This is a genomic window from Streptomyces sp. NPDC055287, from assembly GCF_053646035.1.
In genome coordinates this window covers 39,761-56,683 of the sequence record NZ_JBSHNE010000015.1, presented here as the reverse complement: position 1 = coordinate 56,683, position 16,923 = coordinate 39,761, and the positions used below count along the sequence as shown (strand labels likewise).

Here is a 16,923-nt window from a genome sequence, read left to right as displayed (position 1 = left end):
GCGGACGCCTGGGCCCACCGCAAGGCCTGGCCTGGCAGCAGGCCCTGGCCGAACTCGGCGCGGCCGGCAAGCGCACCCGCGCCTACCGACCGCAGACCAATGGCAAGGTCGAGCGCTTCAACCGCACCCTGCTCGACGAATGGGCCTACCTGCGGCCCTACACCAGCAACGCCGAACGCACCCGCCGCACTGGCCAACTTCCTGCACAGCTACAACCAACACCGGTCCCACACCGCACTCGGAGGCCAGCCACCGATCAGCCGCGTGAACAACCCTGCAGGTGCAATACACCTAGCGCGTGTCTCTTTGGTGGGTTGGTCAGTTGATCGGATACGTCTGTCTGGTTAGTAATCATTGATGCGATATGGGACCAGATCGAGCCGTTGATGCCGGCCGATCCGGTCCGTGAACGACGGTGGGCCGACCACCGCCAGACGCTGGAAGCCATCGCCTGGAAGTACCGAACCTGCTCGCACTGGCGGGACTGGCCGGAGAACTGGGGTCCTTTCAGACCGCGCGTAAACGACTGATCAGGTGGGCCGTCGACGGCTCGTGGAACCGAGCGCCCGGCCCGATGTCGGCGCATGTGCCGGGGACTGGCGGTTGTGTCAGCTCAGCTCGACGCCAGGACGCACAGCTTCAGAGGAACCCGTGTTCCTGAACGTAGCTGAGCAGCGCGGCATCGTCTCCAAGCCTTAGAGGGGCCCTCGCGGTAACCCGCGCCAGTTCGTTGCGGGCAGCGAAGTCGCCAGGTCCCGCTCGCCTACGCGAACGAGGGCTCCTCGCCGACATGATGCCGATGGGGAGCCCTCTCACTCACAGCGGGGCTTCTCCGACCCTGAGCCCGACTGTCCGCAGCCGGGCTCCGGCGGACCAGACCGAGATCTCACCCCTCCCGTCGCGCCCGGCGGAGCCAGGACATGCGCTGCGCGCGAGGGGCCTTCTGCTCGATCGTCGGGGCATCTGCGGAGCGAGCTCGTCGACGCGTCCGCCTGCGAACGCGATTGGCTTCAAGGTGGCGGCCTGCACGGTGCAGCAGCCACGTGCAGAGGGCGATGAAGATCACTGCCGCTACCTCGCCCACGAAGTGCGGCACGGCCTCAAGCAGCAGCTCCTCAACCAGGGTTCGGGCGGGCAGTGCGGACTTGCTTGCCTCGATTGCAGCGATGAGGGAATTCACGGTGTCCTCCGGGTCGTGGGAGTGCAGCTCCCGAAATCGGTGGAGAGACCGTGCTCTTGCCGAACCGAGCACTCAACGACGGTTGGGCCGGTGAGAGCCAGGGCGGGACAGCTGGGGACGGAAGCCGCTAACGTCGCAGGCCCCAGGGCAAGGCATGGTTCGGGCTGCCGCAGCGTCCCAGGGACGCGCGGGGACAGGTCGAGCCGGAGACAGGAGGGCGTAGGCAGTGCCGTTGGAGGACACAGCAGGGATCGATCCCCAGCAGGCGTACGCCACGTTCATGCGGAAGCAGGCTGAACAGGCCGGCTTGGGAGCCAGGGATCTTGGAAGGCTTTTCCAGGAAGCCGCAGAGAAGGAGGCCGAGAGCGACGACATCGGCTCACGGACAGCTGACAACGCCCCAAAGAGCGGGGTCCGTGCCATGGCTCGCTCGCGCTCCCACATCGATCGACTATTGAAAGGCGAAGCCCTTCCCTCACCGCCCTGGGAGTTCACGCTCCAGTTCCTGCGCATCACCAGCCACCGAGCCGGCCTTACCGCCCGGGAGCATCAACGGCGATGCGACGAAGCCAAGCGTCTTCTCGAAGCAATGGCCTCAGCCAGAGCCACTGCACAACCCCGCGGTCGAGAGATCGCACAAGCCCGCCTCACGGAGACTTCAGAGCAGAGTGACCAGGTGGTCGTGGCGCTGCGGTTGGAAGTAGAGCTCGAACGGGTCCGGCACAGCGAAACCCGACTCCGCTACGCGCTGCGTGACACGCAGTTCCTCGTCACCACCCTGTGGCAGATCATCGGCGCTGTTCGGGACATCCTCACCGGAAATGACGAGGTTCGGGAGGCCCTTGTCCTCCAGCTGGACCCGGATCCGGGCACGTTGTCGCGGATCGAGCACGAGACCAGACAGGCACTGGCACACAGGGAGTACGCATTGGCGGAAGCTGATCGTGCCACTCAAAGACTGCGCACCTTGGAACGACTGTGGGACCAGGCGCGCTCCGAGAAGAACCGCCTGGGTCTGCAGAACGCCGTCGAAGAGCCGGTCGAGTCGACCTCCGGACACACTACGCCGGAACCCTTGCTGCCGACCGACCTGCTCGCGCAGCCCACCCTCAACGACATCGCCGAGGCTCTGGGCAAAGCTAACGCCCGGAACTCAGAGCAGGAAGACACCACGCAACAGCTGGGTGACTCGCTCACCGAATCACCCGACCTCGACCGCTACATCGACTCCACGAACGAGATCGACCTGCTTGTAGCCGCAACTGGCCTCTCGTGGGCACCCTCACGACTGTCCGCTCTTCAGGCACTGACCGAGCGCTTCCTCGGCGCTGATCGGACTGTAGAGGTCGCCGTCCACCTTGTTGATGATGCCGATGAGTCGGTCAGAGCAGCCGCCGTTGTGAGTCTCGCAGTGTGCGGGGCCTCTGATCTCGCCTTGCGCGATCTCGCCCTCGCGCTGATAGACGACTTTTCGGATCGCGTTCGAGAAGGGGTGGCAGTGAGCCTCTCTCGCGGCTGGCGGGGCGACGACACCAGCCGCGATGCCTTGCTCACGCTCGGGGCCAACGACAGCACATGGAGCGTCAAACACGCGGCCATGCTGGGGCTCGCCGAGGGCTGGCCGCAAGACAAGAAGACGCTACCGCTTTTTGAGAAAGAGTTCGAAGAGAGTCAAACCCTGACCGCCTTGCGAGGGCTCGAAAACTGGGTGCGTGACCCACGAGTGCGCGACATGCTGCTCGATCTCGTCTGCTCCCGTGTCGATCTTGACTATGACGATGGGGACGTCCATGAACGGGCGCTAACCGTTGTGGTCAAGGCCTGGGCGGGAGACCCTAAGACGCGCGACGCACTGGTTGCCTCCACGTTCGCTCAGAACTTCGGGATGGCCGACGCACTGGTCCGAGGCCTGGCTGCTGGGTGGCCGGGCGACGTCACGGCTCGTGACGCGGTCACCGCTGTTGCTCGCGAAGCACATGACCCAAGCCCCGCGTTTCATGCCCTCGCTGAGGGCTGGCCTGGGGATTCGCTGGCTCGAGACGCGATCATCGAAGTCGTCCAAACAGGCCGTCGCCGTCTATCTCCAGAGGCTTGTCTCGACGGAGGGCGCTGCCTTGCGGGCGGGTGGGCTGGTGACGAAATGGCTCGGGTCGCCGTGGAAGCGCTACTTCACAGCGCGGTACGCAAGGGTGATCGAGAGAGGTTCACGGAGATCCTGCGGCTTGGTTGGCCAGGCGCACGGTAAGCCAGTGCATGGGACGGCCGCACGCCCCAGATCACACAACATGGTGACGGCTCTCGTCACACACGCTGGCGCTGTCCGCGTTCAGGAAACGCGTCAACGGACGGGACCTCAGAGGGCTTTTCGCTCCAATGTGCAGTCCCTTCATGTCCTGGGTCGGGCTGGTTCCAGGTGCCGCACTATGTGGGGGTGGACTCGTGAGTGAGACGGCGGGTAATGAGGTTGATCATCGCGACGCAGATCAGCAGAGCCCGGAACGGGTCGCTCGAAGCACCCGTCGACCGCTGCCAACCCGCCTGCAAAAAAGTCGGTGTTGGCGGTGACGGCGAGGCATTCGGCTACGGCGTTTCCGTAACACCGTTCCGCGACGCCTGCCGCTGGCGGCAGGCCCGTGCCCGGCAGCGGTTCGAGCAGTACACGCCGACTTCGACCGCTCCACCCCCACTGTCCGCGACTGGCCGCACACCGGGCACTCCGCCTGCTCGCCCCGCCGCATCGCGATCACCCGCTGCCGGGTAAGCCGTCGCCTGCCGTGACCTGCACCGACCCGAACAGAACGCTGCTTCCGCCGCCATCGACACCGGCAGCGGATCACCGCACTCCCGGCAGTACCGCTGAGCCGTCCCGCGAGCCGCCACGAGCCGCCACGAGCCAGATCATCCAGTCGTACGCACCTCACGGCCAGAGTTCTCGCTGGCTCATCGGGAGAGAACATCGGGGAGAGTGCGATGTCCTGGAGGCCGACTTCCTCGTTCAGCTCGCGTACTCCGGTGGCGTGGGGTCGGCGTCCTGCGGGTTCGGCGCCGCCGCCAAGCGGTGCCCAGGTTCCGGGCACCGATGCCTTCCTTTTCATCGCGCAAGTGCGTGAGGACCTCGCCGGCCTCGTTCGTGATCAGCACCAGGGTTCCGTACGGGTCGTCCTCGGCGGAGTCGCTGCGAGCCGCTTTCCTCCCCAGTCAGGTCCTGGACTCTGTCAGCAGCGACGGGTCTGGTACGGCACGGGGGCAGGTACCGGTTCGGGCAGTGTCGGGCACCGCCTCAAGGCGACGAGGAAGGTAAGCACGATTCCGCCTGCCACAACGAAGAGCGTGGTGCGGATCCCGTCGGCGGTGGCGATTCGAAGCTGTTCACCGGAGAGGCCATCGAGGCCGTCAGTCGCTACCAGGACGAGGACGGCGAGGCCGACAGCTGCGCCCGCGCCTGAGCCGGTGGAGGCAATGCCGGAGGCGATGCCTTGTTCTCGGTCGGAGATTCCGGTGGCAGCGGCGATGAACATGGTGGTGAAGACCACCCCGTCGCCGATGCTGAGCGCCACGAGGCCGGGGATGAGTTCGACGTACGTGCCGTTCGGCGAGACCGCGAGGCCGAGTGCGACCGCACCGAGCACACCGACGGCGAGGGCTGCGGCCAACGTGCGCCTGAGACCGAACCGTGTCACGAGCTGGCCTGCGGTTGTCGAACCGGCCACCACCACTGCCGTGGGGATGAGGAAGCCGGCGCCGGTCTGCAAAGCGTCGTAACCCAGAATCTCCTGGAAGTAAACGGACAGGAAGTAGAGCACGGAGCCAAAGGTCGCCATGAACATGAACGCGATGACGACGCCGGTGATCAGGTTGGGATTGGAGAGCAGCCTGGGTGGCATGAGCGGGTCGGAGGTGCGCCGCTCGATGACGACGAAAGCTCCGATCAGCAGGAGGCCCGCCACTGCGCTCACCAGGATACCCGGCGAAAGCCAGCCCAATCCCGGGCCCTGCACGAGGACGAACACGATGAGTGTGACACCGAGAGTGACGCTGAGCGCACCGGGTAGGTCGAACTTGCGGCCCTTTTCGCGTTCACCGTCCCGGGGGATCAATACGAAGGCAAGCAGCAGCGCAGGGCCGGCCAGCGCGACGTTAACGAGGAAGACCGCTTCCCAGCCGAACACCTGCGTCAGAAGACCGCCGAGCAGCACACCGATGACAAGTCCTGCCGCGCCCGCCCCTCCCCAGATACCCAATGCGCGGTTGCGGGCGCGGCCTTCGACAAAGGTGGTGCTGATGAGTGCCAAGGTCGTGGGGAAGACGAGGGCTCCGCCGAGACCTTGGAATGCGCGGGCGGCGAGGAGCAGCCCGGGGCTGGTTGCGAGTCCCCCGGCGAGCGCTGCCCCGGCATAGAGTGCGAGGCCGGTGGCCAGGATGCGGCGTCGTCCGAGCAAGTCGGCAGCACGTCCGCCGAACAGTAGGAAGCCGGCCGAGGCTACTGCATAGGCACTGATGACTGACTGGAGCGTCTGCGCGGAATAGCCGAGGTCGCGTGCGATGTCGGGGAGTGCCACGACCACGATGTACTGGTCGAGCGAAACGATCAGCATGGCGAAGGACAAGAGCGCCAGCATCGCTGTCTCACGGTTGCAACCGAGCCTGCCGGGCGCAGAGGATGTCTCTATGGGTCGCACGGCAGCACTCCTGATGATCGGTCAAGTCTGTGCTCACGGCCTGCCGGGAAAGCCCGCGTCTCATTGGGGGCGGGCGGGCTTCACCGAGAAGGACGGGTGGTCAAGACCCTACACAGCCCGCCCTCACCAATCCCGTCAACGACCCACGATCGTCAGACGGCGCTCGCGCGCCCCAGTTTTCGAGGCCATCTCATTTGGCAAGTCTGCGGGTAGCAGGGCAGGGCGCAAGCGATGCTGGTGAAGGCAAGGGAGAAGTCGTCTGTGTACTCGTTTAGCGTCGGTGAAGGCGGAGGCAGCCAGCCAGGACGACAGCTCGGACAACTCATCCGGCACCTTGCGCCCCACGATCCCCACCGCGAACCGCTACCGAACCCGCCACGCGACCCCGTGGCAGCAGACGGAACTGCTGCCCGACTGTCCCACTGCACCACCTGTCGAAGCGTGCCGAAGTCGGTTTTTGAGCTGTTTGCGTTCCGGTGGCGACCGCTGGCGGCAGGGACGGATCGTCGCGTCATCCAGCCGGCACAGCTGCCGCCGTCGCTTGACGCGGCCGTGGTCAGGTCTTCCTTCACCTGGTGTCCGGCGCGGGCCTGATGATCGCAGCAGCGGAACGGCTCCGCCCTCGAAGAGGGGGAGCCGTTCCGCTGGGGTGGGGCTTTGTCGCTCAGGCGTGGCTGTGGTGGCGCTTGTTGCCGGTGACCAGACGGTAGACGACAAGGAGGATGACGGAGCCGGTGATGGCGGCGATCCAGGTAGAGAGGTCGAAGAAACCGTCGATGGAGTCGACGCCGAAGATGACCTTGCCGAGCCAGCCGCCGAGCAGGCCGCCCGCGATACCGATGAGCATGGTGATGATGACGCCGCCCGGGTCCTTGCCCGGCATCAGCGCCTTGGCGATGAGGCCCGCGAACAGCCCTATGAGAATCCAAGCCAGAATGCCCATGACGCGTCTCCTACCTCGATGGATAAAGCCGGTGTTAACGATCGTCTTCACCGCGCGGAGGTTTCCAAACGCCCCAGTCCCTTGATCATTTCGCTTGCGGACGGACCGCCTAGTGTGATGCGCCAGAAAGCCAGTCTTAAGTCTGCTGCTGGTTTTCGGTGCGGGGTGGGCTGGACGACGAGCCCGCTACGGGCGCCTCGGCTATTGCCCCGGAGGACGAAACGCCGGCGGCTCCGGCCGGCGGTGCCGCGGAAGACCCCGACACCGGTGGAGCCGAGACAGCGGAGCTCCCGGACCTCGCGGGCTCCGGCCGCGGGATCGGTGTCGACGGACACAATGGTCGACTTCAGCACGGTGAAGATGGAAGAGACCTGCCTGTAGCCAGCCTCTGAAGACAGGCCCCGCCACGTCTCCCCAGGTGGTGGGGCTTCCGCATGTTCCGTATCCGCCACCCGACCGCCTCTGTAACATCCGCTCCCTCAAACGTCCTTAGGGGGGGACCGTGCGCCACCGCACCGCCGCTCTCACCGCCACCCTGCTCCTCGCACTCACTGCCTGCTCGGAAGCGGACAACCCGCCGAGCAGCGCGTCCCCCGAAGCCAGGAGAGGAAGCCGCGACCGAGAAGCGGGCCGACGCGACACTGACCGCTGGCACGCATGCGCCAGCAGCCGAGCTGGAGAAGACCGTACGCGCCTACAGCGACGCCTACTTCAAGCCCGACCCCGAAGGCCGCCCACGCCATGCTGTCCGCCCGTTGCAAGATCGAGGTTGACCCCGTCGTATACGGGGACGGCACGTGGCGATACGACGCCTGCTGATGACCGACTTCCGATGGGCCGTCATCTAGACCGTCCTCGATCCAGTGCCGGATGCCGTAGATCCGGATGACTTCGTGCTGGTCGGCGCCAGGTTCGGGGCTGTCGGCCTCCCGCGGGCCGCCGGGGCGGGGCAGGTCGGTGGCCAGGTACCAGGTGGCGTGCACGGGCAGGGTGGTTGGGTCTGCGGTCGCCACAACCAGGCGGACGTTTCCGTCGGTGCCCCACCAGCCGAGGTGGGCGTCGGCGGCCCACCACGTCTCGGTGTGTCCGTCGCGGAAGGTTCGCTGGTGGTCCACTCCCGGGATGCTCGGGGTCCGTCCAGGTCAGGGCGCGAGCGGCGTCGGCGGGGGTGTAGGCGTCCCTGCCGTCGGCGCAGGAGCCGTGGCTCGGTCTGAGGGCCATGACAAATGGCAGCCCCGCCTCGCCGAGTTGTCTGCGCAAGCTGTCCTGGTCGCCGTAGGCGCAGTCGGCGGCCACGGCTCGGAAGGCTACCCCGGTGGCCTTGGCAGTGTGGGCGAGTTCTGCGGCGATCTGCAGTTTCGTTCGGAAGTCGGGATCGCTCCGGCCCTTGGGGAAGTGATGGGCGGGACTGTAGGGCACGGCGTGCAGCGGGTGCTAGAGGTTCTCATTCGCCCAGCAGGTGGTCACCGTCACGATGCCGTTGTCTGTCTTGCCCAGCCGGCCCAGCCACTGCCGCCCGATGTGCGCCGGCGCCTTCCCGTCCTTGCGGTCCCCGCATCGTCGATCACCAGCACCCCGCCCGCGTGCGGCGCGGTCTCGGGATCCGCCAGCAACAGTTCCACCCTACGGGCGTTGACCCGCTCGTGGTCCCACGTCGACTCTGACAGGAAGAACTGCAGCCGCTGCACCGAGGGGTGCTGGGCGCCGACCACCGGCTCCGTGCCGGCCAGGCAGGTCGAGGTCTTGTTCCGCTCCCGCGGCAGCAGCAGCCCCGCAAGGTACTCGCGGAACCCGCGGCGCTGTGCCAGTGTGGAGAGCAGGCCATCGAAGCGTGCGGCGTAGGCTTCCAGCGGTCACGGAGCGGGCGGTCACGGCAGACGACGGGTCATGACAAGCTCCTGCAACGAGGCGACGTTCCCCTGCTGCCGACCTACTACGGCCCTGAGCTGCCGTCAACAAAGCACCGCTAGAATGCAAAGACGGCGCTTCGCGACGGAGGCATCGCGCGGATCCACGCCACCCCGGTGAAGCTCTTGGCCTCGCTACGGATCTCCGCGCGCTCGAAGCCATCGGCGGACAGCCCTTCGTAGCCGGTGGCGACGAGATCCTGGTAGAGCGCGTCCGAGAAGGCGACCACCAGGTGCGTGGAGAGGGTATCGGCGAGCGCGCGGCGAACGGGACCGGAATCGAGTACGCGGAACAGCGCGACCACGGCTGAGCCCGCGTAACCGCTGTCCGCCTCGTGCACGATGCCCTGGTGCAGACTGGCCCGCATGCGGATGTCGCCGGGGACGGTGGGGCCCCGGTCCCGCCCCCCGTGGGATGCGCCGGCCGCGGCGGCTGCCGAAGCGTTGGCCTCGGCCAGCCCCGCGGCCAGTCCTGCCAGCAGCGCCGGGACGACTCTGGACTCGTCGATACCGGGCTCCAACACGAGCAGATAGCCGTCTCCCTGGGCCTGCCGGCCACAGCGCTGCCACTCGACCCCCGCCTGCTCGCAGGCCGCCCGCAGGGTGCGCAGCAGGACACGCTGCAGCCGGACCATGTCGGCGTTGTCGCGGGCGCTGTACTTCTCAATGTCGACCGCGAGGCAGAGCCGCCGCAGGCCCGGGGGCAGTGCCTCGCCGGGGGTGTCGCCGTCCACCGCAGCGCCGTCCTCGTATCCGGCAAGCGCCCAGGCCCCGGGGAAGGCTCCGTCGTGCGCCACCGGTGCGGCGGCCGGCCAGGTGTCGGCGAGCCTGAGGCGGAACGGTGTGTCGTAGGGGGTTTCCGCCTCCCTGCGCAGGAAGGTACCGCCGAGCACCGGCTGCACGGTCACCGTGGTCAGGCTCAGCCTGCCGGACACTTCGGCCGCGGTCACCGGCAGACGTACGACGGCCTGGGCCCATCGGCCGTCGGGGCGGAGCGCGCCACTGCGCCCCGGGGCGCGGTAGGTCCAGCGGAGCCGGTCCTGACCGAGTCCGAACGCGGCCACCTCCGTTCCGTCGGCGGCGGTTGTGCCGGGCGCCGGATGCAGTGCCAGGGCGTGCGTTCCTTCGTCGAGCCACACGGCGAGGGTCACGTGCTGGTAGCCACGTCCGTCCGGCAATTCCTCCAGGTCGAAGGGGAAGCAGAGCAGCAGGTCACGGTACTTGGCAGCGTCTGCGTCATCACCACTGCAGCCGGGCCGCCCGAGCAGGGCTGCCCCGGGCAGGGCGTAACCGAGGGGCCTTCCCAGGGAAGCACCGGCGATCCGGTCGCGCACGGGGTGTCCGCCCTTGGGGACCACACTGTCGAGGGCGATCAGATCCGTGGTGGCCAGTACGTCGTCGTGGGCGAGGTCGTGGTCGAATTCGTGCCCTGGCTCGTGCTCGTGCTCGCGGACCCCCATGTCCCGCCTCCCTTTCATGTCCTGTGCCCTGCCGGCACTTTCGTCGGCCTCACGGTCGGGTCTGTGCGGCCCGCTCAGTCGTCCGGCTCCGACAGCCGGGCGGCGTCTCGCAATCCGGTCGAGGACAGGACCGTCACGCGGCTGTAGCCGACCTCGATGACTCCTTGTTCGGCCAGCGCCCCGAGCACGTCGTGCACCCGGCGTTCCTTCGCGCCGACCAGCCCGGCGATCTCCGCCTGGGTGAGTCGCGGCCCGATCAGGACGTGGCCGCGCAACGGCTGTCCGTAGTCCTCGACCAGGTCGACGAGCACCCTGGCGACCCGGGTCGCCACAGGGCATCCGCTGAAGTCGCCTCGGCGGCGTACCGACCACCGGTTCTTGCGCACGAGCATCCGGCTGACCGCCAGCGCGGCAGTGGGATGTCGGTCGAGGCAGCCCAGGAAGTCCTGTTGCCCGATGCGCCGGGCAGTCACGCGGCCCGCGGCGGTGACCGTGGCCGATCGGGGTCTGTTGTCGAACGCCGCGAACTCCCCGACCAGATCCCCACCGATCCGTACGGCCAGAAGCGCGGTGTCGCCGTTCTCCGTGACCTCGGTGACCTTGGTGACACCGCCCAGCAGCAACAGGACGAATGTCTCGTGCAGCCCTTCGGCCAGCAGTGTCTCGCCGGCTCCGTACGAGCGGGGGGTCCCCAGCGAGAGCAGGGTCTTCGCGGCGTCCGACGAACCTGCCAGTTCCGCCAGGAAGGTGCCGTGCGGCCAGCGGTCCGCGGAGTCCGGCCCTTCCGTGTATCTCTCAGGCATCACAGCACCTCTCCAGCTTCTCCGGCAGTTGTGCATCCGCCATGTTGGTCGCTGAGCCACGGCAGACATGCCTTGTTCTGTAGTCCGGTTGAGGCCGGGTTCGTCTTCGGGATTTCGCACTGCTGCGGGGACGTGACCGCAACCGGCGCTGCATGATGGCGGCTGCACGGGGGCAGCACCGGGGAGCCAGGTGGCCGTCGGCAGCCACCGGGCTCCCCGGTCGCCCGTTGGCCCTCGGCTCGTTCATGGGCGGCAGTCGGTCCCGCCGCTGGCGGGCCGGCCGGCCATGACTGCGGCGTCCTGCCGACAGACTGTGGCGCCCGGTCGGGGTAGGTGCGGGTGGCTGTGCGGTACAGGTCGTAGGTCTCCGTCCAGCGCTGCCGCGCGGCCAAACCGTCCCCCTGGGTTCTGCGCACCAGCGAGGGCAGCGGTATCTTGCCGAGGTCCCCTTCGGTCGCGGCTGCGACAGCACCTCCGCGTGCACGGTCCATACCCGGTAGTGGAACTCCTGGCCCACGTCGAGCATTTGGTCCCGTGTGCCCTCCCAGACCTCCTGGGAGCAGCGCGCTCACGGTGGGACCGGCCGTGGGCAGGGACCGGTCACGAGCCTCGCGCGATGCCAGACCGCCGAGGTCCAACGCGCGGTCGCCGACGAGGACGTGGATGGTCTCCGGCCCCGGACCCTGCGGGGGGACGTCGGAAGGCCAGTAGATCGTGACGCAGGGAGTGGTGCGCGTGCTGGGGTGCTCGGCGCCGTGAGCCCGGCGGGCCAGGGTGTGGAACTCCTCGTCCCGCTCGGCACCGGACAGTTCGCGGACCTCGCGCTGGGCGCGGGCCAGCGCCGAGCCGACGGAGACTGCGGGGCCGTCGACGAGATACCGGTAGGTCCTGATGACGACCAGGCAGCCCGTCCTGTCGTCGACCGGCCACAGCGAGACCACGGCGTGACGGGCCCCGGTGATCAGGGCAGCTCGGGTCAGCCCCACGACGTCGCCGCCCGCGGTGGCGGCGCCCAGGCCGGTGTCGCAGGCGGACAGCACCAGCAGCTGCGGCCCATGAGCGGCCGAGAGGAGGTCGGCCAGGCCGAGGAAGTCATCTCCGGCGAGCGGCAATCGGCTGCGGTTTGGGGCGAGTTCGTCGACGATGCCATGGGTGGCGAAGTGCAGCACCTGGCAGCGTGGGGCGGCGTCCAGCACGTGGGCACGGGTGGCCTCGGGTCCGGTCAGCAGCCGGCGGTGGGGCAGCAGGCGTGCGAGCTCGGCAGTCTCGACCCCGGTTCCCGGCAGTTCCCGCAACCCGTGGCGGGGGTCGGCAGCGGGGTCACCCACAGGAGGACGTCCATCTCCGTCCAGGGCCTGTCCGGCGTCTGGTGACGGCGGCGGGTGAGCAGGAAGGCCGAGGGCAAGTACGACACAGCGTGGGTGGCGCCGAGGACGTCGCCGTTCCAGGGCAGGGCGTGAAAGGGCAGCAGCGAGAGCGTGGCCGGGGGAACCACGAGCACCCGCCGGTGGTCCCTGAGTTGGGTGGCGAAGGGCCGCAGCAGCAGTTCGGCCAGCTCCCGTCCGTCCTCTTCGCATCCACTCCCGACGCGCTTCGCGGCGCACCGGTCGTGGAAGCGGCGTGCGACCGCCACCATGGAGTGCGCCCACCGGGTACGGCGATCGCTGCGCAGCGTCTCCCGGGTCATCGCCCAGCCGACGAGGTCGTCGTCGAAGAGTGGGCGGCTCACCCTGTTCGGTCCTTCGCAGGACCCGCTCGAGGTGGTCCTGATGCTCCAGGTCGGTGAGGACGATCCCGGCGAGGCGGTGACGGGCCCACCGATAGACGTCTGCGGCGGGGTCGGTCACCGGTGCCGCCGCCTGCGCGACCGCCGTGTCCGCGTCCGTAGCGCCGTGCCCCTGCGACGTGCCTTCGTGCCCCTCGGACAGCCGTTGAGCGAGCAGTGTGGCTCGTTTGCTCCGGACGACGTCACCGCGCGTGCCCCAGAACTCGCTGCGCTCAAGCACGAGTTGCCTCAAGGCTCGCAGCCATGACGTGCTCCCGTCCGTCGCGGCCCAGGACACGACGTTCTCGGCGGCCTCCGATTCCTCGTCGGCCCCCGGATCCGACCGTGCCCCGGCCCGGGGGCCGACCTGGATGACATCGAGCGCCTGGTGGACGCGGAGCAGTGCGGCACATGCCCCGTCACCGGACGCGATGGCCAGTTCCCTTGCCCGCACAACGGTTTCCCGGCATTCGTCCAGGCTGCCGCGGAGGCGCTGGACGTGGGCGAGGCGCAGGAGCGCTGCGGCCCGGCCACGCTGCGAATTCGCGGCCAGGTAGGCCATGTCGGCCTGCTCGTAGCGCTTCTCGGCCCGGGACAGCGCTCGCGGGTTTGACGGGGCAGCAAGGACGGCGCAATTCTCCGCCGTTCCCGGCGGGCCCAGTTCCCAGTCGCCGGCGAGCAGCGCGGCGAGTCCGGCGGTCGCGTGGCTCCGGGAGACGAACCGCAGTCCGTGCCGCAGCAGCGGTTGGGCCGCCTGCCGGTCGCCAGCGCGGACGCGGAGGTCCGCTGCGAGCAGCAGGTGACAGGCTGCGGCCTCCTCGTGCTTGGTGGCGGCGATCTCTTCGTACAGGCTGTCGAAGCACGTGAGCGACTCCCTGATGCCCGCCGAGAGGTCCGCATCCGGCCAGTTGGCGTGCACACCGTAACGGGCCGTTCGTTCCCGGGCCGCGGCCGCCCTCATGGCGTGTCCGAGCGTCACACGGGAGGAGAGGAGGGCCGGAATGACTCGTGCGGCGAGGTGTGCGCAGAGCCGCAGCCGCGGGTCGGTGCCCGGCACGACGGCGGCGTCGAGTCCCGGAGCGGCCTCGAACTGCTCCTCCGTGGCTTCGGGCCACAGCGGAACCGGCGAGCTGCCCGGCTGCCAGTTGACGTCCATCGCGACGGCGGCGGACCGCAATGCCCGGTGGAGGAACGACGAGTGACTCCCCTCCGCGACGGTGGCATCCGGCTGCCGATCCGCCAGAAGGGCCAGTGCCCTCTTGGGTTCTCCGGCGGCGAGTGCTGCCGCCGGTGCGAGCCACAGCGACGGCGACACCGTGTGCCTCAGGTCCGGCTCCTTCGGCCGTCCTGCGTCGGGATCGGTTCCCCGCAGCTCGATCAGCAGGAGTCCCGTCAATAGTGCGACGGCATCCCGGTTCGAGCCGTCCTCCGCACCATTGCCCCGCATGGCTTTGGCCATGACTTTCCCCTTCCCCAGCGTTCCCTCTCGGAGGAAACTCCAGGTTGCCGACCGTAGCCGCCATTCGGCGGATCGGGCCATGTCTGTGGATATCTCCGACCGCGCCTGCCGAATTTCGATCAATAGATTGGTCAAATAACGGCAGTTTCAGAACTGATTCCATGGCCGAACAAATGCGGTCCTGTCACTACTCGTCCCCCCCGTTACCTGCAGACTCTTCCGTCCCACCCGGCACCGACCGTCGCACGGTTGCCCACCACACTGGATATCGCGCGCCCCCTCCATCAATTCCGCAATACGACTGGTTGTCCCCCACCGATCGATGGCATATTTCAGAGCCGTGCCAGTGCCGGGGGGAGCAGCATGGGATGGCTGGATAAATGGGGTATGCAATGGGCGGGGCGCGCTCAAGGCCGCTTGTCACTGTCGGCCGACAGGAGCGTCGCGCCGAGCCCTACGTATCAGGAACCTGAGCGCCTCGCCGCCGAGTTGCGCGACCTGGTCGGCAACCCCCGCTGCGCGGTGCACGCACGGGCCCTGCGCCAGCTCGCGGACGCGGTGGAGAGCGGTCGCGAGGACGAACTGCGTGTGTGGGCGGGCGGCGGGCTGATCGCCGCATACTGCGGACCTGACACGCTCACCGCCGCGCCCTCCGCCGCGACCGGCCGGGGTCGCCGGCTCGTGTCCGCGCTGCCCTCGGTGCTCGTCTTCGCTCCCCTTCTGTTCACCTGGGCCGGGCTGGGAGCAGCGGCCTACGCCTACCAGCAGATGCGGGACGCCGAAAGGAACGACCCCGGTGGCACCGGCCCGTCCGGGTCGTTCCTGAGCCTGTGGCAGCAGGGCTTCGACGGGCATCTCTGGCCGGTTCTGCACTTCGACATGATGGTCGTGTACACCGTGGTCGCCCTGCTGGGGCTCATGGGCACCACCGTTCTGAGCCGGCTCAGGGACACGGCGGAGGAGAGCGAGCGGCGGCAGATCCTGCCCCGCCTCTCGGGGGCCCTGGCCCAGGTGGAGGCTCTGGCGGCCCGCGCCGCCCACGCCTCCCCGGCCCGCTTCGCCACCGAACTCCAGGGGGCGGCCACGGGCCTGAGGGATCTTCTGTTCGAGGCGGCCCGCGTCCAGGAACGCGCACATGATCTGTTGAGCGAGGCCGGTACGGCCACGGAGCAGCATCTCGCCGCGGCCAAGGCCCTGGAGTCGGCCGTCGCCGCACTGCAGGCCGGCACCACGGACCTCCGGGCGTCCGTGGGCTCGGCCACTCAGGCAGCCGGCGAGGTCGCGGCGGGCACCCGCCTGCTCACCGAAGAGCTGGCCAGGTCGGGCTCCGCGATGGCGGAAGGCGTGGACAAGGCAGGCCGACTCGCCGCCGAACGGCTGGGGGCTGCGGGGGAGATGACAGCCGAACGGATCGACCGGGCCGCGCACGATGCACGGGAGCGCGACAAGGCGGCGGGGGACCGTACCGCGGAGTGGATGCGCCAGGCCGTACAGGAAGTGACCGGCTCCCTCACCGCGGTGCGCGCTTCGACGGCGGAGGCCACGCAGGTCCTGGCCTCAACCCTGGACGGTCTCGACCGTACGCTGGCGAGACTGCCGGCCGCTCTCGAAGGGGCGGCGGCCGAGGGCGCCGACCGGATCGGCACCGCCTACGACCTCGCGGTCGCGGCTATGGCCGTCTCCCTGCGCGACGAGGTGCGCACCGTGACGGCCGAGCTGGGCGCCCGTATCACGGACCTGCGCGAAGCGGCCCTCCTCCATCGGGACGGTCAGACGGAGACGCACACGCGGTTGCTGGACACCCTGGAGCAGTTGCACGGCGCACTGCGGTCCCTGGCGAAGGCGCTCCCCCAGCATCCGCCGACGCCGCCCGCGACCTCCGCCCCATCAGCGACGCCCGGGCTCTCCGCGCCATCGGCGACACCCGCAGCCTCCGCGGGGCCCGCCCCCTCCGCGACGCCCACAGCCTCCGCGCCATGGGCGACGCGGCCCCGGCCTTCCGCGCCGCCGAGCCGACCCCACCGCTCCGACAACGCCGGGACGCCCCGGCCTGTCGCCGAGGAGGGGCTGTGAAGAGGCGCCAGATGTCAGGAGCGCAGCTGGCAGGATGGCTCTTCGCCGATCTGCTGCTGGTCATGGTGGTCGTTGTGCTGGGCGGCGAGGCGATGGGCGATGGTGCCGCTCCGCTCTGCCCCGACGACACGAACTGCCTCACCGGCACACCGACGCCGTCCACGCCCCCGTCGCCCGAGCCATTCACCCCGGCGCCGATCAGTCCCGCACCGCCGACCGGCGGGCTGGACCCGACCACCCGATCGATCACGGTGCGCACCGACCCTGAAGCACTCATCGGCGGGTCCGACCGGGCCGCCGCCAGCATTCGGGATCAAATCGCCCGGCAGACGAAAAAGTTCGCGGGTGAGCGGGCGGCCTTCGTCATGGTCTTCGGCAACGCCGGCCGGCTCGCGGGCGGCGCGGTCGACACCAGGACCAGTACGGCCTACGCCGAAGCCGTAGCCAAGCAGTTGCCCTCCGCGGCGCCGCGGTTCTTCCCGCCGTACAACAAAGAGATCATCCGCGGCTACCACAACACCGACCCCCGTGTCCCGTCCGGCACTGCCGAGATCGAGTTGTTCTTCCTGTTCCACTGACCCGCCGACCCGCCGCATCAACGACCCGCTGAGTCACCGGTCAACCGGATCACCGGTCCACCAACGGCCGCCTGCC

General features: G+C 68.8%; 10 protein-coding genes and 4 pseudogenes. 6 read left to right on the top strand and 8 right to left on the bottom strand.

Annotated elements, in window-relative coordinates:
* Positions 1-62 precede the first annotated feature (62 nt).
* Both ACWIHY_RS23355 and ACWIHY_RS23350 read left to right on the top strand, forming a co-directional pair.
* A pseudogene (locus ACWIHY_RS23355) lies at positions 63-348 on the top strand (integrase core domain-containing protein); the annotation flags it as partial.
* 38 nt (positions 349-386) lie between these two features.
* A pseudogene (locus ACWIHY_RS23350) lies at positions 387-562 on the top strand (transposase); the annotation flags it as partial.
* Between the two features lie 324 nt (positions 563-886).
* Here ACWIHY_RS23350 and ACWIHY_RS23345 read toward each other — a convergent pair.
* Positions 887-1,180 carry a hypothetical protein gene (locus ACWIHY_RS23345; protein ID WP_454377602.1) on the bottom strand — a complete coding sequence of 98 codons (294 nt, stop codon included), beginning with the start codon at positions 1,178-1,180 and terminating at the stop codon, positions 887-889.
* A 232-nt stretch (positions 1,181-1,412) separates the two neighbouring features.
* Between ACWIHY_RS23345 and ACWIHY_RS23340 the strand changes: the two genes are divergently transcribed.
* The gene (locus ACWIHY_RS23340) at positions 1,413-3,425 is read left to right on the top strand and encodes a HEAT repeat domain-containing protein (RefSeq protein WP_454377601.1); all 2,013 of its coding nucleotides are present in this window, start codon (positions 1,413-1,415) and stop codon (positions 3,423-3,425) included.
* Between the two features lie 238 nt (positions 3,426-3,663).
* On the opposite strand, the gene ACWIHY_RS23335 is transcribed toward ACWIHY_RS23340, so the two are convergent.
* From ACWIHY_RS23335 to ACWIHY_RS23305, 7 genes and pseudogenes are all read right to left on the bottom strand, one after another.
* Positions 3,664-4,275 (bottom strand): hypothetical protein, encoded by a 612-nt coding sequence (locus ACWIHY_RS23335; protein WP_454377600.1) that lies wholly within the window; start codon positions 4,273-4,275, stop codon positions 3,664-3,666.
* Positions 4,276-4,395: 120 nt separating this feature from the next.
* The gene (locus ACWIHY_RS23330) at positions 4,396-5,799 is read right to left on the bottom strand and encodes an MFS transporter (protein ID WP_454377599.1); all 1,404 of its coding nucleotides are present in this window, start codon (positions 5,797-5,799) and stop codon (positions 4,396-4,398) included.
* 724 nt (positions 5,800-6,523) lie between these two features.
* Entirely contained in the window at positions 6,524-6,802 is a 279-nt protein-coding gene (locus ACWIHY_RS23325) for a GlsB/YeaQ/YmgE family stress response membrane protein (RefSeq protein ID WP_454377598.1), read from the bottom strand.
* An 821-nt stretch (positions 6,803-7,623) separates the two neighbouring features.
* A pseudogene (locus ACWIHY_RS23320) lies at positions 7,624-8,652 on the bottom strand (IS701 family transposase); the annotation flags it as partial.
* Positions 8,653-8,768: 116 nt separating this feature from the next.
* Positions 8,769-10,169, bottom strand: a complete 1,401-nt coding sequence (locus ACWIHY_RS23315; RefSeq protein ID WP_454377597.1) for a hypothetical protein — start codon at positions 10,167-10,169, stop codon at positions 8,769-8,771.
* A 74-nt stretch (positions 10,170-10,243) separates the two neighbouring features.
* Positions 10,244-10,972 carry a Crp/Fnr family transcriptional regulator gene (locus tag ACWIHY_RS23310; RefSeq protein ID WP_454377596.1) on the bottom strand — a complete coding sequence of 243 codons (729 nt, stop codon included), beginning with the start codon at positions 10,970-10,972 and terminating at the stop codon, positions 10,244-10,246.
* A pseudogene (locus tag ACWIHY_RS23305) lies at positions 10,972-12,608 on the bottom strand (CHAT domain-containing protein). The gene ACWIHY_RS23310 and the pseudogene ACWIHY_RS23305 overlap by 1 nt, the downstream one beginning before the upstream one ends.
* Positions 12,609-13,125: 517 nt before the next feature.
* On the opposite strand from ACWIHY_RS23305, the gene ACWIHY_RS23300 reads away from it, so the two are divergent.
* From ACWIHY_RS23300 to ACWIHY_RS23290, 3 genes are all read left to right on the top strand, one after another.
* Complete coding sequence (locus ACWIHY_RS23300) at positions 13,126-13,350, top strand: hypothetical protein (protein WP_454377595.1); 225 nt, start codon at positions 13,126-13,128, stop codon at positions 13,348-13,350.
* A gap of 1,263 nt (positions 13,351-14,613) precedes the next feature.
* Positions 14,614-16,269: a hypothetical protein gene (locus tag ACWIHY_RS23295; protein WP_454377594.1), complete on the top strand. Its 1,656-nt coding sequence runs from the start codon at positions 14,614-14,616 to the stop codon at positions 16,267-16,269.
* Between the two features lie 11 nt (positions 16,270-16,280).
* Positions 16,281-16,847: a hypothetical protein gene (locus tag ACWIHY_RS23290; protein ID WP_454377593.1), complete on the top strand. Its 567-nt coding sequence runs from the start codon at positions 16,281-16,283 to the stop codon at positions 16,845-16,847.
* Positions 16,848-16,923: the final 76 nt, after the last annotated feature.